Source organism: Phycicoccus sp., assembly GCF_035325325.1.
In the GTDB taxonomy this organism is placed as follows: Bacteria; Actinomycetota; Actinomycetes; order Actinomycetales; family Dermatophilaceae; genus Phycicoccus.
Map to the genome: position 1 here is coordinate 1 of NZ_DAOLAC010000039.1, position 22784 is coordinate 22784.

The following is a 22784-nucleotide window of genomic DNA, read 5'->3' on the forward strand; positions in this document are numbered from 1 at the left end:
GAGGTGTGATTGCTGGGAGTCAGCGTGCCGCTTACCCGGCATCCGCTCATGCCGCGGAGCGGGCACGATCAGCGGTCCTCACCCTGGGCCCGTGAAGCGCCGCGAACACATGCTCGCCTCGTCACGCCGGCCGGTGTCTCCCTCCCAGACGCAAGCCGCGCAGCGACTTAGGTCTTCTCGGCCTGGCCAAGGGTGGACCGACTCATCGTGCCCACAGTCGGGGCATGACTTGTCGACGACCGGCGGAGAGGCTCGCTGCGAACGACGCCAGGAGGGCATGGATCCATTGTTAGCCCGCTGGCTTCCTGGACCATCCGGAATTGCCGCGTTCAGTTCGGCAGGCGCGCGAGAACGTCCTCTCGGTCCCACTCATCAGTCAGAACGCTTGAGAGCTCTGCGTCACTGCTGCGCACGCAGTACGGGGTTGCCTTCGGGTCGACAACTTCGAGGTCGACCGCAGCCCCGACCAGCCCCCAGCCGGGAAGCGCGTTCGCTAGGCGGCCGCTCACGCTCAGCTTCGGATAGCCGGCGTCCCACCAAACGTCGTAGGCGCGCTTCAGATCATCGGGGTGGACGCCAACCCACACCCCGAATGTCACGGCATCGCCGCCGGACAGGTGGACGGGAAAGAGGGCACGAAGAAAGCCGCCCAGGTTCGGGACCATCATCATGACAGCGCGACTCGGGTCAGCCTCGGACTTCCACACACCCTCGCCGTCATCGCGATCCGGAAGTTGCAGCACGGGGTCAGGCAAGCGGAATCGCACATTGCGATCGCGGTCATGAAGCGCGCGTCCGCAAACACTGCAGGCAGGCATGGAGCCATCGTCGCACCACAGATCATCCAGCCGATGAACGCGCACAACTGCGATGAGCCCCGCCGGACCTTCCACTCATGCCGCTGCCCGGGCGGTCCGGAGGCGGCGATGAGGCGCGGGCGACAGGAGCGAAGATGCGCTAGTCCGAGGCCAAGACGACCAGGGAGCGGCCACCAGTCCGCGAGCGCCACACTTCACCCACGAAGGGCTCGGGGTCGTCGCCGTATCGACTGCACAGCCGGGTGCCGCTGCCCTCGGAGTAGCTGGACCTGACCAAGCGCCATGCCGCCTGCGCATCGGCCCCTCGATGCCACGTCAGCGGTGCGCTGCAATCGACCTCGACGACATCGCACTTCTCGCGAGTGACCAGGTCATCGATCAGCGCGCCATCTGCCCCCCAGGACGCCAGCTCGTACTCGCGGCCCTCGGGATCGAACATCCGTCGGCCGACGACACCCCACATCCGTCTTCCGTTGACGTACGTCTTCGCTTTCTTGGCCATTAGCGAATCATGGCCGATCGAGATCATCACGGTCGCGACATTCAGGCGGTTGGGGGCCGGCCGAACCGGCCACCGAGATGTTCACTCATGCCGCAGAGCGCGCAATGGCGGGGCAAAGGTGTTGGGTCACTCCTGCTTGGTCCGCATTTCGATCAAGGCTGCGTTGGCCCGTTGCTGGAGCGGATGCGCACCCTTGCCCAACGCGACGACCATCGGCACGTCTCGCTCGCCATCGCGGAGATCGAGTCGGAGCATCCGGAGGAAGCGCGATTGTCCGTACCAGTTCAGCTGCCCGCTGTATCCCACCACTTCTATGTGCAGAACGTCTGAGGTCGACATGCGTCGGCTGACCAAGAGGCCGCGCGTCGTGACCTCGTCACGCTCAATCACCAAGCCGAGCCTGGCGGCACGAACAATCATCCCGGCCAGAAGGACCATGATGAACAGGCCCGGCCATGCGGGACCATCGACGCTTGGAACAGGGTCGACCAAACCGCCAAGCGTCATGAGTGCCAGTAGCACCAGAACTCCGATGGCGCAGGCTCGGTACTGACCACTCGCAATGACCACGCGTTGATTCCCGGGGGCAGCCACAGTCGACAGTATGAATCAGCCACGGAGGCCGGCCGCCTCATTCGAGTCGGCGTCCGCTCAGACCGCGATCTGGCCTCAGGAGGTGTAGTCGGTCCAGCTGTCTCCATCCCAATAGCGCAGTTCGCCTTGGCGCCAAGGATCCGACTGCCAACTCGGGAATGATGGCCGCGGCGGGTGCCCCCGCCTCCAGACGGCGAAGAGAGACAAGGTAACCGCCCCAGCGAGAGCCGCGATGCCCGTCAACGCGACGCCAAGTCCGAGCATGCCTGCGACGTCTGTTCCGTCATCGGGTGAGGACCAAATCGTGACGGCTAGCCAGAGCAGGAGTAGCCCCGTGGGCAGCATCGCTGCGATCCAGAGCAGTGAGGGTCGATGCCATGGGAGAGGCCCTCGGAAAGATCGAGCGTGGCTGGACACACTCGAACGCTACGCCGCTCCTAGCGGCACAGTCCGTCACTGGGTGCATCACAGTGGTGGACCTAGCGCTCATGCCGCTGCGCGGGTGCATCGACGGGGGTTTGAGACTCTCCCGGATCGCGGGCAGCGTCACCAGTGCTCGGCTCGGGAGGACTTTCTGTACTGGCTCAAGGCGCGCCTCCGGCGCGCAGGTACGGGGCCCCGCGACAGGGACCCCCGCGCTCCGGGCGCTTCGCGCCCTCCGCGCACCCCCGTCGCACCCCGCACCGCGGGGCAATGAACGACCTCATGTAGGACGTCGCCGGTGTCCTGAGCGTCAGTCCTGCATCCGGCGCTTCGCCAACCTGTCAGCTACCCTCCGCCGAATCGCCGAAGCCCCCAGCCAACCAAGGAACCCGGTCAGGACCACAGAGACCGAGATCCCACTCAAGTCGTCCAGGCCAGTTGGCCGGAGAAAGACGTCGGACAGCCAGAAGATCAAGCCGCCGATGATCGTGTACGCGACCAGCCAAGCACCAAAAACGAGGGTCGCCTCCAGCTCCTTGCTCACGAGTCGAATGATGCAACACACGGGAGGCCCGTCGGGCCCTTTCCAGGCTTGCACCCTCCACGACCCTGGCGTCACCATTCGCCGCCGAACCTTCGCTCCACTCTCCGCCAGCCTCCGGGCCGCATCAAGGGCGCTCCGCGTCGCTACGCGATGACCTACGGCCACCCTTGACCGGACCACTCCGGCCGGCTCCCCTGCTCCGCTACGGATCGGTGGCTCTCCCTGCCCGCGTGCCCAATCGTGCCCAATCACCTTCCAGAGCGCAGCAAACAGGCACCACGAAAGCCACTGCAGCCGTGCGTGATCACAGCCCCGAACGACCCGTCCGCTCGCTTCCCAAGCTGGGCCGGCGGACCACTCCGGCGGGCTCGGCGCCTTGCCGCGTGACGGTCGCGCTCTCGGCTTGATGACAGCAGCCGTGACAGCAACCGACTCCCCCCGCGGCATCCCGGAGCCCCGCATCACGGACGAGAAGGCCAGCAGCCGTGCGGAACTCACCCCCCGCGCTCGACTGCGAATGCGTCTACGGATCAGAAGGTTAGGGGTTCGAATCCCTTCGGGCGCGCACTGTGTTGAGACAGTCCGAAGAGGCCCGACCAGCGGAGACGCGGTCGGGGCCTCTCTGTCCGAGAGGTGAACCGTCCGCGTCGAGCCCGGACCCACATCGATCGCCGGCACCTCCCGGCAGGAGGTGGGGGACACGAACGGCCCGAGGTGGCTACGCTGAGCGCAGCGGCGACCTGCCGGCCGATCCTGCTCACCCCTGGGGCGTGCCGAGTGCGGCTCTACCCATATGCGTTCCACATCGCCCTCGACGGCAACGGTCTCAACGGGCTCGAGGGTCGCGCCGGCGTGTGCGTCTTCCGCTACGACCCGGCCACCGGTGACCACGCCTACAAGGTCACCTACTACGGCGGTGCGTCCGGCGGGCACGCGCCCAACGTCGATCCGAGCCGGCGGGTCGGGTTCCTCGGCAACACCGGCCAGCACCTCCTCTTCTACGACCTCGCCACCCTCGAGGAGGTCGACCGCGTCTCCACGCTGCGCTTCGAGGTCCCCGACACGACGATCAAGGGCAGCACGCACCTCGTCTGGCTCGACGACACCCAGTTCGTCACCGCCATCGGGGAACACCTGTGGCGGTTCGACCTCAACCGTCTGACGAAGGCGGAGGTCGTCGCCCCTCACGGCCTCAAGCTCCCGCACGCGATGAAGCGCACCGCCTCGGGTCGCTACGTCGTGTACGGCGGGATGGACCACCCGAGCCGCGGTGAGGCGCGGGAGGTCGGCATCCTCGACACCCGCACCGGCACCGTGCGGACCGTCACCCTGCCGACCACGTGCTGGCACGTCGTCTGCCACCCGGTGCTCGACCTCTTCTACGCGATCAGCTTCCGGGTCCACCCGGCCGACCGCACGGACTACGCGCACTGGGGGATGGCCTGGCTGCGTGAGTACGCGTACGAGATCGACGCGGAGGACGGCTGCGTGCTGCGGCACTGGGCCGCCGACCGTGACGTCCCGGCCCACGTCAACTCGGACGTGACGATCTCCGACACCGAGCTGATCTTCTGCACGGGGGGCAGCCAGACCGTCGTGCTCGTGGACCTGCGGACGATGTCGAGCCACCGCCTCATCGACGAGAACCCGGGCGCCCTCGGCAGCCTCGGCTATCCGCGCGAGTCGCTGAACACCTTGGGGGAGAGCCTGATGCGCGGCAACTTCTTCTCGAACTCCCACCTCTTCGGCGAGGCGCTGCGGGTGAGTCGCGGCTCGCTCGTCGACGGCATCTACGCGTGCCAGCTCTCGGCCGACCAGTCCCTCCTGTTCACGGCGAACCGGGGGCTCAACCACGTGACGGTCTACGACTACCCGTCCCTCGAGCTCCGGGACCGCGTGACCCTGCCCGGCCTCCAGGAGTTCGACCCAGGCGTCGCCGACTGGGTCGACCCCCGGCTCGGCTTCCACCACTCGCACCTCGTGGGGCCGGACCCCACGCCGTTCCCGACCGCGCCCTGAGGAGACAGCATGGCCACCTACTCCGTCGACACCCGGGTCACCGACCCGGTCGTCAGCGACGTGACCGCAGACGTCACGAGCACGCTCACCGGGCTGGACGACATGTCGCTGACGCTCGCGGGCGGGACGACGAGCACCCTCGCGGGCGGGACGACGAGCACCCTCGCGGGCCGGGTGGGGGTGGACTCCGACGCCACCGTGACCCTGGCTCCGGTCAGCACGTCATCGACGCTGGAGAGCACGGCGAGCCTCGACCTCAAGCCGGTCGCGGTCGACTCGTGCGTCCGGCTCGAGCTCGCGCCTCCGCCGGCGACGGAGGTCCACAGTCCGTACGAGCAGCGCTGGTCGTGGTCGGTGCTCGGACTCGAGCTGTTCGCCCTGACCGTCCGGGGCTCCGCGTCGACGCACATCCGGCCCGAGGCCCACCGCCCGGTCGTCGTCGAGGGCTGACCGGTGGCCACCCGTCGCCGCCGGACCACCCCGGAGGAACCGCCGGTGCTCCTCTCCGGGCCCCCGGACCGTGTCGCCACCGTCGTGACGGTCGAGAACACCACCGGCTCGAGGCTGCCGGTGCGCCGTCCGGTGCTGCACCTCTCGAGCGGGACGTCGGTCCCCGCCACCGGTGCCGCCCTCGTCGGGGCCGGCAGCACCGTGCCGGTGCCCGTCTCGGCCGCCCTCGACCCCGCCACCCCGCCCGGTTCGTACGACGCCGAGCTCGAGGTCGCCGGCACCCGCCGACGGGCCGTCGTCCAGGTCGAGGAGCGCGTCGCCGTCCGGGTCAGCCCGGCCGAGGTCGTCGTCACCGACGTCGGGACCAGCCCGCTCGAGCTGCGGGTGTCGAACGACGGGAACACGCCCGTCACCCTGGCCGCGACGGTGGCCGGCCGCGCCCGGGACGACGGCCCCGAGCCGGGGCCCGACCTCCTGCTCGACCTCGGCGGGACCGTCACCGTGCCGCCCGGAGGGACGGTCGTGGTGAGTGCCGGGCTCGTCGTGCCCGACGGCCTCGACCCGCGCCGCCGCCACACCGCGCGCCTCCCCGTCGCCGTCGCCGACCTCACCGTCATCGTCCTACCCCGCACCACGGAGGAAACCCCATGAGCACCAGCACCCCTGACCTCCTCGACTCGATGACCACGGCCTGGTCCGACGCCGTCAAGCGCTGGACCGAGGGGTCCCAGGCCGCGTGGGACGCCTGGGTCCCGCAGGGTTGGACCGCGGCGGCACCCGGCGCGACCGCCCGCCGCCACCCGCACGACCACCACGACGACGAGCACCACCACGACCACGAATGCGGCTGCGGCTGCCGGGACGACGTCTGTGCGTGCTGCGTGCCCGACGCCGACGTCCTCCTCCGGGCGCGGGCCGGCGAGCGTCGCGTCGTGCCGTTCGTCCTGCACAACCGCTGGCGCCGGGAGCGCGCCGTCACGCTCGACGTGGGTCCGTGGCACACCTGCTCGGGCGAGGGCCTCGTCGTGGCGGCGGAGTTCGAGGATGCCGAGCTGACGCTTGCTCCGTGCGAGGACCGGGTCGTCCGGCTCCTCGTCACCGTGCGGGTGGACGGACCGGAGGGGAAGCGCACCCGGGCCGGGGACCTCGCGGAGTGCGCCAGCGCCTACGCCGACCTGCGGTTCGAGGGGTGCGCGCGCCCCCAGCGGCTCGGGGTCGTCGTGCGACCGGGGGCGTGCGAGGCGGTCGAGGTCAGCTGCGACTGCGGTTGCTGCTGACCGCGGCGAGGAAGGAGGAGACGATGAGCACCCAGCGGACCACCGAGGAGACCCTGGCGCGGATGACCGAGCTCGCTCGCCGGGCGCTGCAGGCGCAGGCGAACGCCGCTCGCCAGTCCGTCGAGCTCGGACGCGCGGTCCTGGCTCCGGACGCGGACGCCGCGGCCGCCGGCCGGGCCTGGGTCGAGGCCGTCAGCCGGGAGGGCGCCCGCTACTGGAGAGAGGCCGGGTCGCTCGGTCTCGAGACGGCCGGACAGCTGGTGACGCTGGGCAGCGCCGGGATGGCCCGGGTGGTCGCCGAGACGCATCGAGCGCTCGCGCCCGCCGCGAGCCGGGCGCGTGAGCACCGAGGGCGTGCGCCGGACGGAGCCCACGACCCCGTCGCCCCTCGGGACGGGACGGCGTCGGGCCCGGCGGACCACCACGCGGACAGCCACGACAGCGGCCACGCGGGTGGCTCGGACGCCGCCGGAGCGGACGGCGCCGCCGGAGCGGACGGCGTCGCCGTGGCGGCGGTCGACGACGAGGCGGCGCGGGTGACCGTCGCCCTGCGAGCCGTCCCCGGTGCGGTGGCCTCGGGGACCGTGGTCGTCACCAACCGGCACAACCGTGCCCGGAGGGTCGAGCTGACCGCGCACGACCTGCGCCCCGCCACCGCGGGCCTGGTCCTCGAGGTGTCCCCGGACCGGGTGACCATCCCGGCGGGGGAGGAGCACCGCATCGCGCTCGAGGCCCGTCTCCCGGCCGAGGGGGTGCGGCCCGGCGACCGGTTCACGAGCACCGTCGACGTCAGCGGGGGTGCGTCGGCCGTCGTGGACGTCGTGGTCGAGGTGGTCTGACCCGCTGCGCGGGCGGAGGGTCCTGCAGCGGACGCGGGATGAGCCGACGTGCCGACCGGACGGCCGGGTCGACCCGCAACGCCTCGCGAACCCAGCGCGGGAGGTCGTCGCCCGCGAGGAGCCAGGCGATCGACGCCGCGACCGCCTCCCCGACCGGGCGGGCCGTGTACCCGAGCCCGGCCGCCCGGGCCGAGCTGTACCAGTAGTAGCGGCCCACGGTGGCGGCCTCGTCGGTGGTCACCAACGGCCGTCCGCCGGTGAGCCGCGCCCACGCCTCGGCGAGGCCGGCGGCCCACTGCGCGGTCGCGGCGGGCGTCTCCAGGAACGGGCCCGGCAGGCCGGCCAGCCGGGCCACGTGCCCGTGCAGCTCACGCCACGTGACGTCCTCGCCCCCGAGCAGGTACCGCTCGCCGGGCGTGCCCCGCTCGAGCAGGCACAGGTGCCCTGAGCCGACGTCGCGGGCGTCGACGACGTTGCACCCTCCGGCGAAGGTGCTGCGGGTCGGGTCCAGGAGGTGGCGCAGGACGATGGCGTTGCTCGGACCGAGGCGGCCGTAGGGGCCACCGAGGACGACGGTCGGGAGGGCGAGCACGACCTCGAGGCCGGTGCGGCCGGCCACCTCCGTCGCGGCGTGCTCCTGGGCGACCTTGCTGGCGTAGTAGGCCGGGCTCGGCTCGAGGTGGGGGGCGTCCGCCTCGGTGCAGGCGGCCGGGACCGAACGGGACCCGCAGGTGACCGACGAGCTGGTGACCACCGCGCGAGCGACCCCGGCCGCGGCGGCCGCCTCGAGCACCGACCGCGTGCCCTCGACGTTGACCGACTCGACCTCGGCCGACCGGTCGGCTCCGTACGCGTAGACGGCGGCGCAGTGCACCAGCGCGTCGCACCCCTCGAGCGCCTCCACCATGCGCGACGCCGTCGCCAGGTCGGCGCGTCGCCGCTCGAGGCGACCGGTGGCCGAGAGCGTCGTGAGGCCGTGGTGCGCCGTGCTGCCGGCCCGGACCGGCGCGACCACCTCGTGCCCGGCCTCGACGGCGGCGCGGGCGACCTGGTACCCGACGAGGCCGGTGGCGCCGGTGACCGCGATCCTCACCGCGGCCCCCGCACGTGGCGGAAGCCGTCGACGTCCACCTGGTCGGGGACGGTGGGTCCGGGCGCGGCCGGCAGCCGCACCCCCGTCCGCTCCTCGAACCACTCGCCGGCGGCCTCGAGGACGAGCCGCACGGACTCGGTGAGCAGGGGCTCGTCGGCCGCGGGAGCCGGCCGTCCGATGCGGAAGGAGCGACCCTCCACGCAGGCCTCGAGGTTGTCGAAGGTGGCGGCGAAGAACCGACGGTAGGCATCCTCGAGCAGGGTGGTGTGCAGCTCGGGGAGGGTCGCCGGGTCGAGACCTCCCCACGTCACCGGGAGTGCGAACCGCTGACGGCCCCGGACCACGGCCAGGGTCCCCCGGGGCCGCCGCAGGAAGACGAGCGTGCCGTCGTCGTGCACCGCCGAGCCGTTGGGGCTGCGGACCGTCCGCCACCACAGCTGGTGCCGGTCGGGAGCACGGTCGACGAGCTCCACCTTGCAGACGTCGATCGGCAGCCCGCCCCATCCGGCGAGCCAGTTCGGTTGCGGAAGGTAGACGTTGCGCTCGGCCTGCCGGACGAGGCGCTCGGGTCCGCGCCCGTCGCGGGACCCCGGCACCACCACCCGGCGCCCACCGAGGTAGTCCGCCATGAGGCTGATGCCCTCCGCGACGTCCACCCGGGCGACGACCGACTCGAAGTCGGCCGCGAGGAGGCGCGAGGTCTCGAAGACCGTCGCACCGTCGACCAGCCGCCACCGCATGCCCTCCGGTCCCGTCGGCGCGACGTCCCGCAGGGCCTCCTCGAAGGGCCGGATGAACGCCGGCAGGTCGTCGTACGCCGACGGCGCGTGCGCGGCGGGGTCGAACCCCAGCGGCACGACCACCCGGTCGACCTCGTCCTTCGCGTAGACGGTGGCCCACGCGGTGCGCGCCTCGGCGGCGCTCGCCGTCAGTGCGAGGAGGGCCGACAGGGCGGCGGCACCGGCACCGTCCGTCGCGCCCCGCAGCGCCGGGGTCAGCAGGGCCGCCACTGCCTCCAGGAGTGGGTCGGCAGGCGTGGCTCCTGCGTCTCGCGTCCCCGCGGCGGCAGCGAGCACCCGGGCCAGCCGTGGCTCGGCGCAGGCGCGACGTGCCGCCGCCCGGGCGAGGGGATGCGCGACCGCGACCGCGGCGAAGGGCGACCCGTCCCCGTCGACCGTGGGGGGTGGGGACCCGCTCGCGCACCGCGCCACCAGCCGGGAGACCGAGCGGTCGAGTCCGAGCAGGCCGGCGAGGACGGAGTCCGCCGCCGCGGGGTCCTCGGCGACGAGGACCGCGCCCGTCCCGACGGGGTGGCTCACCCGCGCGCCGTCTGCGCCGTCGCTCGTCACGAGGGCGTCGACGACGACGAGGTCGGGCGGGAGGTGCGCGGCCAGGTCGTGCGCCACGTCGGCGGGGTCGGCCCCCGGCAGGTCCGCGGCGAGCGCGAGCATCGTGTCGAGGGCCCCCGCGATCCCGTCGGCGAGGTCGGTCACCGAGCCGGCGACGACGACCCGGGTGGTGGCGTCACGCCAGAGGGCGGAGACGGGATGGCCGTGCAGCACACCGGTCTCGGGAACGGGTGCGGGGCCGGTGTCGTGCAGGAGGTCGGCCACGACGTAGGTCCGACCCCGCGCGGTCCGGGCCGTCAGTCCCGCCGCCGCGGCCATCCCCCCGACCGAGCGGTGGCCGCGGTCGCGGTCGCCGCCGCGCAGGGTGCTCCCGACGACGACCTCGTCGGCGCCTCGGTCGACGAGGGCGTCGACGAGGGCCTCGAGCACGAGGGCCGAGACCGGGGTCGGGGGGCTGAGCCGGGCACAGACGACCACCCGTCCGTGCACCGGTCCGAGCCGGTCCTCGAGGGTGCCCGGCAAGCCGGGCGGGAGGCCGGCGCCCGGCCCGGACGGCCCGTCGTGCGCCGCCGCGTCCGCGCGGGGTCCGCGCAGGACCGTCACGCGCGACGGCGCGGTCGCGACCCGGTCAGCGCCCACGAGACCCATTGAAGCGACCTGCGGGGCGGGTGCGCCAGAGCGGAGGCGGTGCGTGGCCTCAGCGCACCGGGACGGCGGTGACGACGACGTTGTCCCGGTGGGAGCGCAGCGCGGGGATGTACTCGCCGCCGCAGGTGACGAGCACGAGACGAGGAGCTCCGTCGCGGGCGAAGATCTCGTCGACCGGCAGGGCCTTCTTGTGGATGAGCGCGCGCCCGCTGACCGTGTACCGGAACGTGGCGCCGTCGGCGGTGGTCACCTCGACCCGCATCCCCTTCTCGGCGCCCTTGAGCGGCGCAAGGGCGCCGGGCCCGTCCTCCTGGGTGGCGACGTGGCCGGCGATCACGGTGTGCCCCACCGCGTCACCGGGGGCTCGCCCGAAGCGGTACCAGCCGACGCTCGTCGAAGCGGCCGGGATCACCATGGCACCGTCCTTCTGGACCCCCACCGGGCGCACCGTCGCGTCGACGCCGAGCGCCGGGATCCGCACGCGCACCGGTGGCGGCCCGCTCCGCGCCCCCGCGACGTCGGTTGGCGCCGCGGGACGCGCGGTCGCCGCGACGGACGGGGTCGGTGCCGGGCCGGTGGCCGAAGCGCTCGGCGAGTCCCGCAGGGCGGCGGTGCCGTCCCCCGACGACGGCCCGGGCCGGCTCAGGGCCCATCCGGTCAGTGCCGCGACGGCGAGCAGCCCGACCGTCGCGAGCACGACGGTGGCCATCCACCAGGGGCGTTGCGGGCGGGGCGAGCTCATGCGTCGGTCCTCGGGGTGGGCCGGCGGCCCGGGCGCAGGGCCCGGGCCGCCGGCGATGGAGTGGGTCAGGCGCGGACGCGTCGCGCCTTGAGCGCCGTGGTGGCCGCGGCGAGCAGGGCCAGGGCGGCGATCCCGCCGAGCAGGACCGGCGTCCGGTCCGCCGGCAGGTCGGCGGTGCCCGACGGGACGCCCGACGGTGCGGAGTGCAGGCCGCCGATCGTCTGGACGGCGAGGGCGAGGTTGCCGTCCGCCGCCGAGCCCCACGCGTACACGATCGTGGAGGTGCCTTCCGCGAGGTCGAGGTCGGCCGGGCCGATCACCGGGTCGGTCGTTCCCGCGAGCGCGACGGCCGCCGAGACCGAGCCGGCGGGCAGGTCGGCCGTCTTCTCGTCGGGGTTCGCCAGGCCGGTGAAGACGGGCGTGCCACCCGCGAGGATGTCGACCGCGGGAGCGGCGGCGTCGTGCCGGACGACGAGGCGGGCCTGTCCGGCCGCGACCGGCTTGACGTCGTTGACGTACGGGGTGAGCGTCGGCGTGCCGTCCGCGGTGAGGTGGGCGACGACGCTGATGTTCGCGCCGGCCGGCACCGTGACGTCCTTGGCCTCGATGGCCGGCGTGCCCGTGGGGGCGTCGCCGGCCGGGAAGACCGCGAGGTTGTAGGTGCCACCCGGGAGCGTGACCGGGTCGGTGACCGTGCCGGGCGCGAAGTCCTTGAGGAGGGCTTCGTCGGGGCTGTACGTGGTGTCCGCGCTGCCGTAGACGTCGACGGTCAGTCCGGGGACGCCGTGGACGAGGACGACCGTCGCGTCGTCCGCGGCCTGGGCGGGCGTGCTGACGAGGAGGGGGAGGGCGGCCACGGCGCTGGCGGCCACGGCGGCGATGGTTCGACGCATGGGAGTACCTCTCGGGAAGGGGTGCTGACACCATCTCTTCCGGCCGGGCCCGTGGTCCGGATGCAACCTGTCGAAACTTTGTCGAACCAAGCCTCCGGGCTGGACCGTCACCAGCTCTGGCCGGAGGGGGCCCGAGGGTGTAGGCAGGGGGCAGGGCGCGGCCCTCGCGTTCGCCGGACGAGGAGGACCCATGGCCACACTGGACAGCGCCCAGCTGCTCGCCGCGCTCGAGCCCACCGTCGAGGAGAACCTCAACCGGCACCTCGCCGCGGCCCAGGAGTGGATGCCGCACGAGTACGTGCCGTGGTCGCTCGGTCGTGACTTCGCCGAGCTCGGCGGCGAGCCGTGGTCGGTCGAGCAGAGCCGGCTGTCACCGATCGCCCGCACCGCGCTCGAGGTCAACCTCCTCACCGAGGACAACCTGCCGAGCTACCACCGAGAGATCGAGCGGGCCTTCGGGCGGGACAGCGCGTGGGGCGCCTGGGTCAACCGCTGGACGGCCGAGGAGGGCCGGCACGCGTTCTGCATCCGTGACTACCTCCTCGTGACCCGCGGTGTCGACCCCGAGGAGCTCGAACGGGCCCGGATGGACACGATGGAGACCGGCTACGACTCCGGCGACAAGCCGCTGCTCAACGTCTGCGCCTACGTGTCGTTCCAGGAGCTCGCGACGCGGGTCTCCCACCGCAACACCGGCCGGTACACGGAGGAGCCGATCGCCGAGAAGCTGCTCATCCGGGTGGCCAAGGACGAGAACCTCCACATGATCTTCTACCGCAACATCATCCAGGCCGCCCTCGAGCTGACGCCCAGCCAGACGATGCGGGCGATCACCGACGAGGTCGTGTCCTTCCAGATGCCGGGGGCGATCATCCCCGGGTTCGGCCGCAAGGCGGTGCAGATGGCGATGGCCGGCATCTACGACCTGCGCATCCACCACGACGACATCGTCGCCCCGCTGCTGCGGCAGTGGGGGATCTGGGAGCTCGAGGGCCTCGACGCCGACGGCGAGACGGCGCGCGACGAGCTGGCCGCGGCCGTCCAGGCGCTCGACGCCGAGGCGGCCCGGTTCGTCGAGAAGCGCGAGGAGCGTGCCGCGAAGATCGCTGCCCGACAGGGCGGCTGACGACGAACCCCCGCCGCGCGGGCGTCGCGCGACGGGGGCCTCGACGGGTCGGGTCAGCCGGTGGTGCGCAGCGCCTCGACCTCGTCGCGCGCGGCGACGACGGCCGCGTGCTGGCGGGAGACGACGGCCCGGAAGCCGTCGCTGAGGTCCTGCTCGAGGGCCTTCTCGTACTCGGTGACGGCGTGGTTCTCACCGGTGACCGCGGCACCGAGGACCGAGCCCGCGTCGTCGCCGGTCACGGCGTCCTTGAGGGCGATCCACCCGCGGTGCAGCGCACTCGTCGCGGAGCCGCTCGCGTCGACGTCGTCGTCGTACGCGTGGCCCATCTCGACGATCTCCCGCCGGAACCCGGCACGCTGCTCCGCGTGCCGCCGCAGCGTGGCGGCCCACTCGGGGTGCTCGCCGTCGGCCAGCCTCTCGGCGGCGGTCGTGTAGCCGCGCTCGCCGTCCTTGAGGGTCTCGACGAGCTCCTTCGCGGCCTGTGCGTCATCCGACATGTCTGCTCCTTCTCGTGGGGGGCGGTCCCGGATGCGCTACCCGCCGGTCGTCCTCGCCAACCGTCCTCGGCGACCGCCCTGGCAGCCGTCCTCCGCGGACCGCACGAGCCCGGACGGTGCCGCCCGTGCTCAGCGGCGGGGCGCCAGCCCGCGCAGCAGCGCCGCGAGCCCGACCTCGAACTCGTGGTCCTGCCCGAGTGCGGCGACCTCGCGGGCGACGGCGGCGAGGTGCGCGGCCGCCTCCTCGTGGCCCCCCGGCAGCGCACCCGGCCCGCCGCCGTGCACCGTGATCTCGGCACCGTCGCGAGAGGTCTCCTGCTCGAGGGCGGAGCCGATGACGTAGCGCGACACCGCGATGAGGGCGAGCACGGCCTCGGCGCCCGAGAAGCCGGCCCCCTCGAGCAGTCTCACCTGGGCGACCGCGGTGTCGAGCGCCGGGGCGCGGGGACCGGCCGACGCGACGAGCCGGGCGCCGTCCCGCACCCCGAGCAGCGCGCCGCGCAGGCTCCGCGCGTTGCGCGCGACGAAGTGGTCCCACGGCTCGTCCGTCGCGGGCAGCCGGGCCGTGTGGTGGCGGGTCAGCACCTCCTCGGCGAGGGCCGCGAGCAGGTCGTCCTTGCTCGCGAAGTGGTGGTACAGCGCCGGCTGCCGGACGCCGAGCCGGGCGGCGATGGCCCGCTGCGAGAGGGCGTCGAGGCCGACCTCCTGGAGGACCTCGAGGGTTGCCGCCACGATCGATCGACGGTCCATCCGGGCGGGTCTCGGCACGGGTGCACAGTACCCGGTCGCGACGTGTTATCTATCAGTGATAAGGTTCCTGCGACCGACGACCGGAAGGACCTGGACATGGGCACCGACGACGCGTGGAGCGCCACCGTGGAGAAGAAGTCGAGGGGGCTTCTCGACGGCTCGAACCTCTACCGCCGGTTGCGGGTATGCCGCGACGACGGGCGCCCGATGACCGTCCGGGTCGGTCGCGAGGTGTGGGACGACGTGAGCGTCGGCGACCGCCTCGTCAAGGCGGCGGGCGAGCCGCCGCGCCGCGCGTGACCGAGGTCCGGCCCGGCGCCGGGCCCCGCAGCGACCGCTCGCCCGCCGCCGGCCCCGGGTCGGCCCGGCCGGCCCGGCCGGACCGGCCGGAGGACCGCCGCGGCCAGCGCCACCGACGGGCCGCACTGGTCCTCGCCGTCCTCACGCCGCTCGTCGCCGAGCTCGCCCTCGGCTCGACCCCGATCCGGATGGCGTGGCTCGTGCTGCTCTGGGTGCCGGTCTACGGCGCCGGCGTGCTGTTCGTCCGCGAGGCGGTGGTCCGCCGCGGCCGCGGCTGGCCGAGCATCCTGGTCCTCGCGGTGGCCTACGAGCTCCTCGAGGACGGCCTCGGCCTGCAGGCGCTGACCAGCCCGCACCTCTACGACGCGGCGGGGTGGGGGCTGCGGGTGGCCGGCTTCAACGCGCCCTACTGGCTGACCAACGTCGTCTACCACGCGGTGTTCACCCTCGTCGTCCCCATCGCCCTCACCGGGCTGGTGTTCCCGCGCCACCGCGGGCGGCCCTACCTCGGGCGCACCGGGCTCGTCGTGTCCGGCCTCGTCGCGCTGCTCGGGGTCGCGGTGCTGAGGGTGTCGGTGCCGCCGGTCGAGGACCCCGGCTACCAGGCGCCGGCCGGGTTCGTCCTCGGCTGCGTCGCCGCCGTCGTCCTCCTCGGTGTGCTGGCGCTCGTCGTCCTGCCCCCGGCCCGTCCGCGCACCGCCTCCGTGCCGGTCCCCTCACGCGCCGCGCTCGTCTCCGGGGCGGGCGTCGCGACGCTCTGCTTCGTCCTGCTGTCGTTCCCGCTCGGGGACGCGACCCAGCCGGCGTTCACGCACGGTGCCTGGGTCGTCCTCCCGATGGTCGGCGTGGTGGTGCTCGCGTCGGCCGCGTACGTGTCCCTCCGCCGGTGGTCCGCGGCCCCGGGATGGTCGGACCGGCACGCGCTGGCCACGCTCGGTGGTGCCCTCGTCGGCCACACGGTCGGCGGGCTGGTGGCCCTGGCCGACACCGTCGTCGACCGCGTGGGGCTGCTCGTCGTCGTCGTGCTGACCGTCCTCGGGGTGACCCTGCTCGACCGGTGCCTCGCCGTCCGCGAGCACGCCACGTCCGCAGCCGCGGGGCCGTTCGAGACCTCCTGAGGGGCCGGCGCGCCGCGCGGGGGACGCGCCGACCCCTCCGGCTCCCTGCTGACAACGCGGCGCCGACCTGCGAGGATCCGGTCATGGAGCCCTTCGACGCAGTGCCCCGGGGGCCGCGTCTGCCGCGTCGGGTGGGGCAGACCCTCACCGAGCTGGCGCACGTGACGAACGAGCTCACCTCGGCGTCGAGCGTCGAGGCGGTCACCAAGGTCGTGACCCAGCACATGGCCGACGCGGTGGGCGCGACGATCGCCGCCCTCGGTCTGCGCCACGGCGAGTCCGCCGTCCGGCTCATCGGGCTGCGTGGCCTCGAGGCCGGGGAGGCGGCCGAGTGGCAGACCTTCTCGCTCGACACCCCGAACACGGTCTCCGACGCCATCCGGACGGGGGAGCGGATCGTCCTCGTCGGCGCCGACGAGATCGCCGAGCGCTACCCCGGGATCACCCAGCGCGGCGACCGCTCGGTCATCACCGTGCCGCTGCGCACCGCCGGACGCACGATCGGCGCCATCCACCTCTCGATCCCCGAGGCCGTGCCGCCGCACCCGGTCGAGCTCGAGTTCCTCGACGTCCTCGCCGACACCTGCGCCCAGGCGCTCGAGCGCATCGAGGCGGCCGCCGTCGCCGAGAAGCAGACGAGCCGCCTCGCGTTCCTCGCCGAGGCCTCCATCCAGCTCGCGAGCAGCCTCGACCTGCGGGCCACGACGGCGAAGGTGACCCGGATGACGGTGCCGCGCTTTGCGGACTGGTGCGCCATCGACGTCGTCCGCGGCGGGTCCCTGCGGCGTCTCGCCGCCGCCCACACCGACCCGGCCAAGGCCGAGATCGTCACCCGGCTCCAGGAACGATGGCCCGAGGGTCCCGCCGGCGGGTCGCTCGTCGGACGCGTGGCCGCCACCGGCGCACCCCTTCTCCTCCACGACGTCCCCGAGTCCCTGCTCGACGAGGCCGCCCGCGACCCCGAGCACCGGGCCGCCCTCGCGGAGCTCGAGATCCGCAGCGTCCTCGCCGTGCCGCTCCTCGTCCGCGGGACGGTGTCGGGCGTCCTCACGTGGGCCTCCTCGGACCCCGCGCGACGCTACGACGAGGACGACGTCCGGTTCGCCGAGCACCTCGCCCGGCGCGCCGCGAGCGCCATCGACAACGCCGACCTCTACGGGCAGACCCGCGCGGTCGCCGAGCAGCTGCAACGCGCCGTGCTCCCGGACGACCTCGTCGGCGACGCCGACTGGGAGGTGGCGTGGCGGTACGAGCCGTCCGGTCGCACCGAGGTCGGGGGGGACTTCTACGACGCGTTCGCGCTCGGCGACGGCCGGCACGTGGCCTTCGTCGGCGACGTCATGGGTCGCGGAGTCGCGGCCTCGGCGGCGATGGCCCAGATGCGCGCCGCGGTGCGGGCCTTCGCCTCGGTCGACCCGGCCCCTGAGGCCGTCCTCGACGCCCTCGACCGGATGGTCACCCAGTTCGACACCGAACAGCTCGTCACCCTCGTCTACGTCCTCGCCGACGCCGAGCGGGGCACGCTGCGCATCGCGAGTGCCGGGCACCTGCCACCCTTCCTCACCCACCCGGACGGCCGCGTCGTGCGGCTCCCCGACGCCGACGGACCGCCGCTCGGGCTCGCCTCCGGCCGAACGGGTCTCGAGGTGGAAGTCGGTCCCGGGGATGCGCTGCTGCTCGTCACCGACGGGCTCGTCGAACGGCGGGGCGAGGACATCGAGACCGGCCTCGACCGGTTGCAGTCAGCCGTGCGCGAGCTCGCCGGCCACTCGCTCGACGAGGGCCTCGCGCAGGTCGTGGCCCGGGTCGGCGACGAGTCCTCGGACGACGACGTCGCGGCGCTCGTGCTGCGCCGGGCCTCGGCCGCCTGACCCGGTCAGCGGCGGCGGCGCACCAGCGCGACGAGGATGACGGCGTGATCGGGGACCGCTGGGGCGTGACGGACGAGGAGACGGGGCTGCGGTTCGGCTGCGACGCCGTCGTGCCCCGTCCCGTCCTCGAGGCCTGGCGCGGGGTCACCGTGGCGGCGCCGGCCGACCGGGTGTGGACGTGGGTGGCCCAGGTGCGGGCGGCGCCCTACTCCTACGACTGGGTCGACAACCGCGGACACCGCTCGCCGCGCAGGCTGCTCGGGCTCGACCCGCCGGTCGTCGGGGAGCCCTTCAGCCGCAGCGGCGGCCGACCTCTCGGCCGCATCCTCGCGGTCGACCCGGGCCACGAGCTGACCGCACGCATCCTGGGCGGGGTCATGAGCTACCGCGTCCGCTCCACCCCGGACGGCTCGACCCGGCTGCTGCTCAAGGTCGTCCTCGAGCGCGGCCGGCTGCTCGCGCCGTTCGTCTGCGTCGGCGACCTCGTGATGGCCCGGCGGCAGCTGCTCACCCTCAAGGCGCTCGCCGAGGCCTGACCACCCTGTCCGACCGGCCTACGGGAGAACTCAGTTCAGGAGGCGCACGTCGTCCGGGAGGAGGCCGTCGCCGGCCAGGGCCCGCTCGGCGAGCTGCTGCACCGCGGTGAGCGCGACCCGCTGCGACCAGGGGCCGTAGGACACCCGGGCGACGCCGAGCGCCTCGAGCTCGGGCAGCGGCAGCGAACCCGGCACGACGATGAGGGTGAGCCGCTGCGGACCGAACGCGTCGACGAGGGCCTCGACGTGGGCCCGCTCGGTCACCCGCGGTACGAAGACGAGCGGGGCGCCGGCGTCGAGGAAGGCACGGCCCCGCTCGATCGCCACCGCGAGGCACTCCTCGGGGGTGCGACCCTCGTCCCGGACGAACGCGTCGGTGCGCGCGTTGAGGCAGAAGTCCGGCACGCCGGCCTCGTGGGCTGCGGACATGACCGCCTCCACGGCCCGCACCGCGTCGCCGAGGGGCTGCATCCGGTCCTCGATGTTCGCGCCGACGACGCCGAGGTCGAGGGCCCGGCGCACCGTGCCGCCGGGGTCGCCGTAGCCGGACTCGAGGTCGGCGGTCACCGGCAGCGCGGTGGCGGCAGCGATCCGGCCCACGGCGGCGAGCATCTCCTCGACCGGGATGTTCTCGCCGTCCTCGTAGCCGGCCGAGGCGGCGATGGAGTGCGAGGCCGTCGCGAGCGCCCGCGTGCCGGGGACGTCGGCGACGACCCGGGCGCTCACGACGTCCCAGACGTTGACGACGGTGAGCAGCTCGGGGGCGCGGTGGAGTGCGAGGAGCTCGGTGGCGCGGGCGGCGGTGTCGGTCACCGAGCCATCCTCACCCCGCGGCGGGGCGCGGACAACCTTCGACGGCGGGAAGAGGGAGCGTGGGGCGGGCGTTCTCGCCGAGGTCCCACCACCGCCACGTGAGGAGCCGGCCATGCGGGCCATCTGGAACGGAGCCGTCGTCGCCGAGAGCGACGACACGGTCGTCGTCGAGGGCAACCACTACTTCCCGGCGGAGTCCGTGCGCGAGGACCTGCTGCGGCCCTCCGACACGCACACCGTCTGCCCGTGGAAGGGCACGGCGAGCTACCGCGGCATCGAGGTCGACGGGCAGCTCAACGCCGACGCCGCCTGGTACTACCCGGCGCCCAAGGACGCCGCGCGCGAGATCACGGGCCGGTACGCGTTCTGGAAGGGCGTCGAGGTCACCGACTGACCGGCGCGTCCCGGCACCGTGCCGGACGGCCCGGGGGCGCCACCTAGAGTGGGCCTGCCCGTGGCCGCCCGGCGCCGGCCCACCGGACACCCCCGGACGGCCGACCGGACGACCGACCACGACCCACCACCACGGACGGAGCGGGATGGACCTCGACCTCGGGATGCTCGTGCTGAGGCTCGCCCTCGGACCGATGCTCGTGCTGCACGGCGCGAACAAGGTGTGGGGCGGTGGCGGCCTCACGGGGACCGCCGGGTGGTTCGAGTCACTGGGCCTGCGCCCCGGGTGGCTGCACGCTCGCGTCGCCGCGACGACCGAGATCGTCGCCGGCGCCCTCGTCACCCTCGGCCTGCTCACCGGGCTCGCCTCGATGGCCTTCGTCGGGTTGATGACCGTCGCCGCGCTCACCGACCACCGGGGCAAGGGCTACTTCGTCTTCAAGGGCGGCTGGGAGTACGTCCTGCTCGTCGCGATGGTCGCCGTCGCGCTCGCCGTCGTCGGACCCGGCGGGTGGTCGCTCGACGCCGCCCTCGGCTGGTCGCTGCACGGACCGTGGTGGGGGCTGGCCGCGGCCGTCGGCGGGCTGCTCGCCGCGGTGGGGATGCTCGCCACCTTCCGCCGCCCGGTGGCCGACGAGGCCTGATGCCGGTCCGCACCGTCGCGCGCGTCGACGACCCCGCCGCGCTGCTCGCCGCCAAGGGGTCGACCCGGGTCAGCGTCGTCGTGCCCGCGCGCGACGAGGAGGCGACCGTCGGCGACGTCGTCGGCCGGGTCCGCGCGGCCTGGGTCGAGGACGTGCCGCTCGTCGACGAGCTCGTCGTCATCGACTCCGACTCCACCGACGCCACGGCCCGGGTCGCCCAGGAGGCGGGCGCCGTCGTGCACGCGGCCGCCGAGGTGCTGCCGTCGCTCGGGCCGGCACGGGGCAAGGGGGAGGCGCTGTGGAAGGCGCTGCACGTGACGACCGGGGACGTCCTCGTGTTCCTCGACGCCGACCTCGTCGAGTGGGGCACGCACTTCGTCAGCGGGCTGCTCGGGCCGCTGCTCACCGACTCCTCGCTCGCCCTCGTCAAGGCGGTCTACGACCGGCCGCTGCTCGACGCCGACGGACGCGAGGCCGAGACCGGTGGGCGGGTCACCGAGCTCGTCGCCCGGCCGCTGCTCGCCCTGCACCACCCCGAGCTGGCCGGACTGGTGCAGCCGCTCGCGGGCGAGTGGGCGGTGCGTCGGTCGGCGATGGAGCAGTTCTCGGTGCCCGTCGGGTACGGCGTCGAGGTGGCGGCGCTCGTCGACACCGCTGCGCTGCTCGGGGCCTCGGCCATCGCCCAGGTCGACCTCGGCCGGCGGGCGCACCGTCACCACCGGCACGACACCCTCGGCCCGATGGCGGTGCAGGTCATCGCGGCGGTCGAGGCCCGGCTCGAGCGGGGCGCGTCGCGGGCGCCGCGCAGCAGTGCGACGCTGACCCAGTACGACCGAGGCCCGGACGGCTTCGTGCCGCACCCGCGCGCCGTCGACCTCGCGGAGCGCCCGCCGGCGGTGTCGGTGGAGGGCTACCACCCGGCCCCGGGGGTGACCGCGTGAGCCGCGGCGCTCCCCTCCGGCTCGGGCGGCGCGAGTACGGACCCGCCGACCGGCTCGTCATGGCCATCGTCAACCGCACCCCGGACTCGTTCTACGACCGCGGCGTCACCTGGGCCGAGGACGCCGCGTTCGACCGCGTGGCCCAGGTCGTCGAGCAGGGCGCGGACATCGTCGACATCGGCGGCATCAAAGCGGCGCCGGGGGCGGAGATCGACGCCGAGGAGGAGAAGCGTCGCGTCGTTGGGTTCGTCGAGCGGGTCCGGTCGGCACACCCCGACCTCGTGATCAGCGTCGACACGTGGCGCAGCGAGGTGGCGCGCGCCGTCTGTGAGGTCGGCGCCGACCTCATCAACGACGCCTGGGGTGGGGCAGATCCCCGGCTGCCCTCCGTCGCAGCGGAGTTCGGTGCGGCGCTGGTCTGCACGCACACCGGTGGCGTGACTCCACGCACGCGGCCGCACCGGATCGAGTACGACGACGTCGTGGCCGACGTGCGCTCCTCACTGCTCGCGCAGGCCGAGCGCGCCGTCGCCGAGGGGGTCGAGCGCGAGAGGGTCGTCATCGACCCGGCGCACGACTTCGGCAAGAACACCTGGCACTCGCTCGAGGTGACCCGCCGGCTCGAGGAGCTGACGGTCCTCGGGTGGCCGGTGCTCGTCTCGTTGTCCAACAAGGACTTCGTCGGCGAGGCGCTCGACCTGCCGGTCGGGGAGCGGCTCACCGGAACGCTGGCGGCGACGGCCCTCTGCGCGTGGCAGGGCGCCCAGGTCTACCGGGTGCACGAGGTGGTCGAGACCCGCCAGGTCCTCGACCTCGTCTCCGTCGTCGCCGGTGAGCTGCCGCCGGCCCGGACCGTCCGGGGGCTCGCGTGACGCCGGCCGTCGTCGTGCCGAGCGCGCCGATGCTGCTGCCGCGCTACACCGGACGCATCGACGCGGCCGCCCCGTTGCGCGAGCGCGCCGTGGCCGCCGTCCGGGCCGCCGCGGCCGGTGGGCCTGCTGCCGAGGTGGTCCTCGTCGTCGCCACCGACCGGGAGAACCGCGGCACGGGGACGCCGCTCGGGCAGCGGGTCGGCGAGCACCTCGCGGGGCTCGCCGGTGCCGTCGTCGCGGACGTCGTGACGGTCGCGTGGGACGCGCCCGTCGAGGCCTGCCGTGCCCTCGGCGCCGAGCTCGCGGCCACCCGTCCGGACACCGTGCTCGTCGTCGTCGCCGACGGCTCCGCCCGGCGCGGTGAGAAGGCCCCCGGCCACCTCGACGAGCGGGCGTTCGCCGTCGACGACGCGCTGGTCGCCGCCCTGCGGGCCGCCGACCCCGCGGCGCTGCTCGCCCTCGACCCGCGGCTGTGCGCCGACCTCCTCGTGCACGGTCGGGCTCCACTGCAGGTGCTGGCCGGCGCCCTGTCGGGCCGCGACCCCCTCTCGTGCGCCGACCTCCACGCCGAGGACCCGTTCGGCGTCCTCCACGTCGTCGCGCGGCTCACCGCCCCCTGACCCCCCCCGCCTCAATCGCGGGCTACGGCGCAGTAAGTGTCGGGATCGCGACGCTTACTGCGCGGTAGGCCGGAATCTGAGCCGTTGATCAACGTGACAGTTGATCAACAGT

Annotated in this window: 26 protein-coding genes; 15 read left to right on the top strand and 11 right to left on the bottom strand. The window is 73.8% G+C overall.

The window, feature by feature from the left end; genetic code table 11:
• Positions 1–329: 329 nt before the first annotated feature.
• From PKA89_RS17400 to PKA89_RS17415, 4 genes are all read right to left on the bottom strand, one after another.
• Positions 330–818 carry a DUF2199 domain-containing protein gene (locus PKA89_RS17400; protein WP_324421564.1) on the bottom strand — a complete coding sequence of 163 codons (489 nt, stop codon included), beginning with the start codon at positions 816–818 and terminating at the stop codon, positions 330–332.
• 139 nt (positions 819–957) lie between these two features.
• Positions 958–1350: a hypothetical protein gene (locus PKA89_RS17405; RefSeq protein WP_324421566.1), complete on the bottom strand. Its 393-nt coding sequence runs from the start codon at positions 1348–1350 to the stop codon at positions 958–960.
• Positions 1351–1446: 96 nt separating this feature from the next.
• Entirely contained in the window at positions 1447–1914 is a 468-nt protein-coding gene (locus PKA89_RS17410) for a hypothetical protein (protein WP_324421567.1), read from the bottom strand.
• Between the two features lie 733 nt (positions 1915–2647).
• Positions 2648–2881 (bottom strand): hypothetical protein, encoded by a 234-nt coding sequence (locus PKA89_RS17415; RefSeq protein ID WP_324421569.1) that lies wholly within the window; start codon positions 2879–2881, stop codon positions 2648–2650.
• A gap of 777 nt (positions 2882–3658) precedes the next feature.
• Here PKA89_RS17415 and PKA89_RS17420 point away from each other — a divergent pair.
• From PKA89_RS17420 to PKA89_RS17440, 5 genes are read left to right on the top strand one after another with little or no spacing between them, the layout of a single operon-like run.
• The gene (locus PKA89_RS17420; RefSeq protein ID WP_324421571.1) at positions 3659–4900 is read left to right on the top strand and encodes a hypothetical protein; all 1242 of its coding nucleotides are present in this window, start codon (positions 3659–3661) and stop codon (positions 4898–4900) included.
• Between the two features lie 9 nt (positions 4901–4909).
• Positions 4910–5350: a hypothetical protein gene (locus PKA89_RS17425; protein ID WP_324421573.1), complete on the top strand. Its 441-nt coding sequence runs from the start codon at positions 4910–4912 to the stop codon at positions 5348–5350.
• Positions 5351–5353: 3 nt separating this feature from the next.
• Complete coding sequence (locus tag PKA89_RS17430; RefSeq protein ID WP_324421575.1) at positions 5354–6001, top strand: hypothetical protein; 648 nt, start codon at positions 5354–5356, stop codon at positions 5999–6001.
• The gene (locus PKA89_RS17435; RefSeq protein WP_324421576.1) at positions 5998–6627 is read left to right on the top strand and encodes a hypothetical protein; all 630 of its coding nucleotides are present in this window, start codon (positions 5998–6000) and stop codon (positions 6625–6627) included. Before PKA89_RS17430 ends, PKA89_RS17435 begins: the two co-directional genes overlap by 4 nt.
• 23 nt (positions 6628–6650) lie before the next feature.
• Positions 6651–7466 (top strand): hypothetical protein, encoded by an 816-nt coding sequence (locus PKA89_RS17440; RefSeq protein WP_324421577.1) that lies wholly within the window; start codon positions 6651–6653, stop codon positions 7464–7466.
• Here PKA89_RS17440 and PKA89_RS17445 read toward each other — a convergent pair.
• The 4 genes from PKA89_RS17445 to PKA89_RS17460 all read right to left on the bottom strand — a co-directional run bounded on the left by PKA89_RS17445 (position 7417) and on the right by PKA89_RS17460 (position 12191).
• A complete protein-coding gene (locus PKA89_RS17445) occupies positions 7417–8559 on the bottom strand; it encodes an NAD-dependent epimerase/dehydratase family protein (RefSeq protein ID WP_324421579.1) in 1143 nt (380 codons plus the stop codon). The two genes, PKA89_RS17440 and PKA89_RS17445, sit on opposite strands and share 50 nt — an antisense overlap.
• The gene (locus PKA89_RS17450; protein WP_324421581.1) at positions 8556–10547 is read right to left on the bottom strand and encodes a hypothetical protein; all 1992 of its coding nucleotides are present in this window, start codon (positions 10545–10547) and stop codon (positions 8556–8558) included. Before PKA89_RS17450 ends, PKA89_RS17445 begins: the two co-directional genes overlap by 4 nt.
• 58 nt (positions 10548–10605) lie before the next feature.
• Positions 10606–11298: a class F sortase gene (locus PKA89_RS17455; RefSeq protein ID WP_324421583.1), complete on the bottom strand. Its 693-nt coding sequence runs from the start codon at positions 11296–11298 to the stop codon at positions 10606–10608.
• 65 nt (positions 11299–11363) lie between these two features.
• Positions 11364–12191, bottom strand: a complete 828-nt coding sequence (locus PKA89_RS17460) for a DUF4397 domain-containing protein (protein ID WP_324421585.1) — start codon at positions 12189–12191, stop codon at positions 11364–11366.
• A 190-nt stretch (positions 12192–12381) separates the two neighbouring features.
• Between PKA89_RS17460 and PKA89_RS17465 the strand changes: the two genes are divergently transcribed.
• Entirely contained in the window at positions 12382–13317 is a 936-nt protein-coding gene (locus PKA89_RS17465) for an acyl-ACP desaturase (protein ID WP_324421587.1), read from the top strand.
• A 53-nt stretch (positions 13318–13370) separates the two neighbouring features.
• Here PKA89_RS17465 and PKA89_RS17470 read toward each other — a convergent pair whose 3' ends face one another.
• Both PKA89_RS17470 and PKA89_RS17475 read right to left on the bottom strand, forming a co-directional pair.
• Positions 13371–13814: a PA2169 family four-helix-bundle protein gene (locus PKA89_RS17470; RefSeq protein WP_324421589.1), complete on the bottom strand. Its 444-nt coding sequence runs from the start codon at positions 13812–13814 to the stop codon at positions 13371–13373.
• 129 nt (positions 13815–13943) lie between these two features.
• The gene (locus PKA89_RS17475) at positions 13944–14582 is read right to left on the bottom strand and encodes a TetR/AcrR family transcriptional regulator C-terminal domain-containing protein (RefSeq protein ID WP_324421591.1); all 639 of its coding nucleotides are present in this window, start codon (positions 14580–14582) and stop codon (positions 13944–13946) included.
• A gap of 78 nt (positions 14583–14660) precedes the next feature.
• Here PKA89_RS17475 and PKA89_RS17480 point away from each other — a divergent pair, with 78 nt between their 5' ends.
• The 4 genes from PKA89_RS17480 (at position 14661) to PKA89_RS17495 (ending at position 18389) form a co-directional block, all read left to right on the top strand.
• Positions 14661–14864: a hypothetical protein gene (locus PKA89_RS17480; protein WP_324421593.1), complete on the top strand. Its 204-nt coding sequence runs from the start codon at positions 14661–14663 to the stop codon at positions 14862–14864.
• Positions 14861–15982, top strand: coding sequence for a hypothetical protein (locus tag PKA89_RS17485; protein WP_324421594.1), 1122 nt, complete (start codon positions 14861–14863; stop codon positions 15980–15982). Before PKA89_RS17480 ends, PKA89_RS17485 begins: the two co-directional genes overlap by 4 nt.
• 83 nt (positions 15983–16065) lie before the next feature.
• Positions 16066–17853: a SpoIIE family protein phosphatase gene (locus PKA89_RS17490; RefSeq protein ID WP_324421596.1), complete on the top strand. Its 1788-nt coding sequence runs from the start codon at positions 16066–16068 to the stop codon at positions 17851–17853.
• 44 nt (positions 17854–17897) lie between these two features.
• Positions 17898–18389, top strand: a complete 492-nt coding sequence (locus PKA89_RS17495) for an SRPBCC family protein (protein WP_324421598.1) — start codon at positions 17898–17900, stop codon at positions 18387–18389.
• Between the two features lie 30 nt (positions 18390–18419).
• Here PKA89_RS17495 and PKA89_RS17500 read toward each other — a convergent pair whose 3' ends face one another.
• Positions 18420–19202 carry an isocitrate lyase/phosphoenolpyruvate mutase family protein gene (locus tag PKA89_RS17500; protein WP_324421600.1) on the bottom strand — a complete coding sequence of 261 codons (783 nt, stop codon included), beginning with the start codon at positions 19200–19202 and terminating at the stop codon, positions 18420–18422.
• Positions 19203–19314: 112 nt separating this feature from the next.
• On the opposite strand from PKA89_RS17500, the gene PKA89_RS17505 reads away from it, so the two are divergent.
• The 5 genes from PKA89_RS17505 to PKA89_RS17525 all read left to right on the top strand — a co-directional run bounded on the left by PKA89_RS17505 (position 19315) and on the right by PKA89_RS17525 (position 22672).
• Entirely contained in the window at positions 19315–19596 is a 282-nt protein-coding gene (locus tag PKA89_RS17505; RefSeq protein ID WP_324421602.1) for a DUF427 domain-containing protein, read from the top strand.
• 145 nt (positions 19597–19741) lie between these two features.
• Complete coding sequence (locus PKA89_RS17510) at positions 19742–20239, top strand: DoxX family protein (protein WP_324421604.1); 498 nt, start codon at positions 19742–19744, stop codon at positions 20237–20239.
• Positions 20239–21180, top strand: coding sequence for a glucosyl-3-phosphoglycerate synthase (locus tag PKA89_RS17515; RefSeq protein ID WP_324421605.1), 942 nt, complete (start codon positions 20239–20241; stop codon positions 21178–21180). The genes PKA89_RS17510 and PKA89_RS17515 overlap by 1 nt, the downstream gene beginning before the upstream one ends.
• The gene (gene folP / locus PKA89_RS17520; protein WP_324421607.1) at positions 21177–22052 is read left to right on the top strand and encodes a dihydropteroate synthase; all 876 of its coding nucleotides are present in this window, start codon (positions 21177–21179) and stop codon (positions 22050–22052) included. The genes PKA89_RS17515 and folP overlap by 4 nt, the downstream gene beginning before the upstream one ends.
• Complete coding sequence (locus PKA89_RS17525; protein WP_324421609.1) at positions 22049–22672, top strand: hypothetical protein; 624 nt, start codon at positions 22049–22051, stop codon at positions 22670–22672. Before folP ends, PKA89_RS17525 begins: the two co-directional genes overlap by 4 nt.
• Positions 22673–22784: the final 112 nt, after the last annotated feature.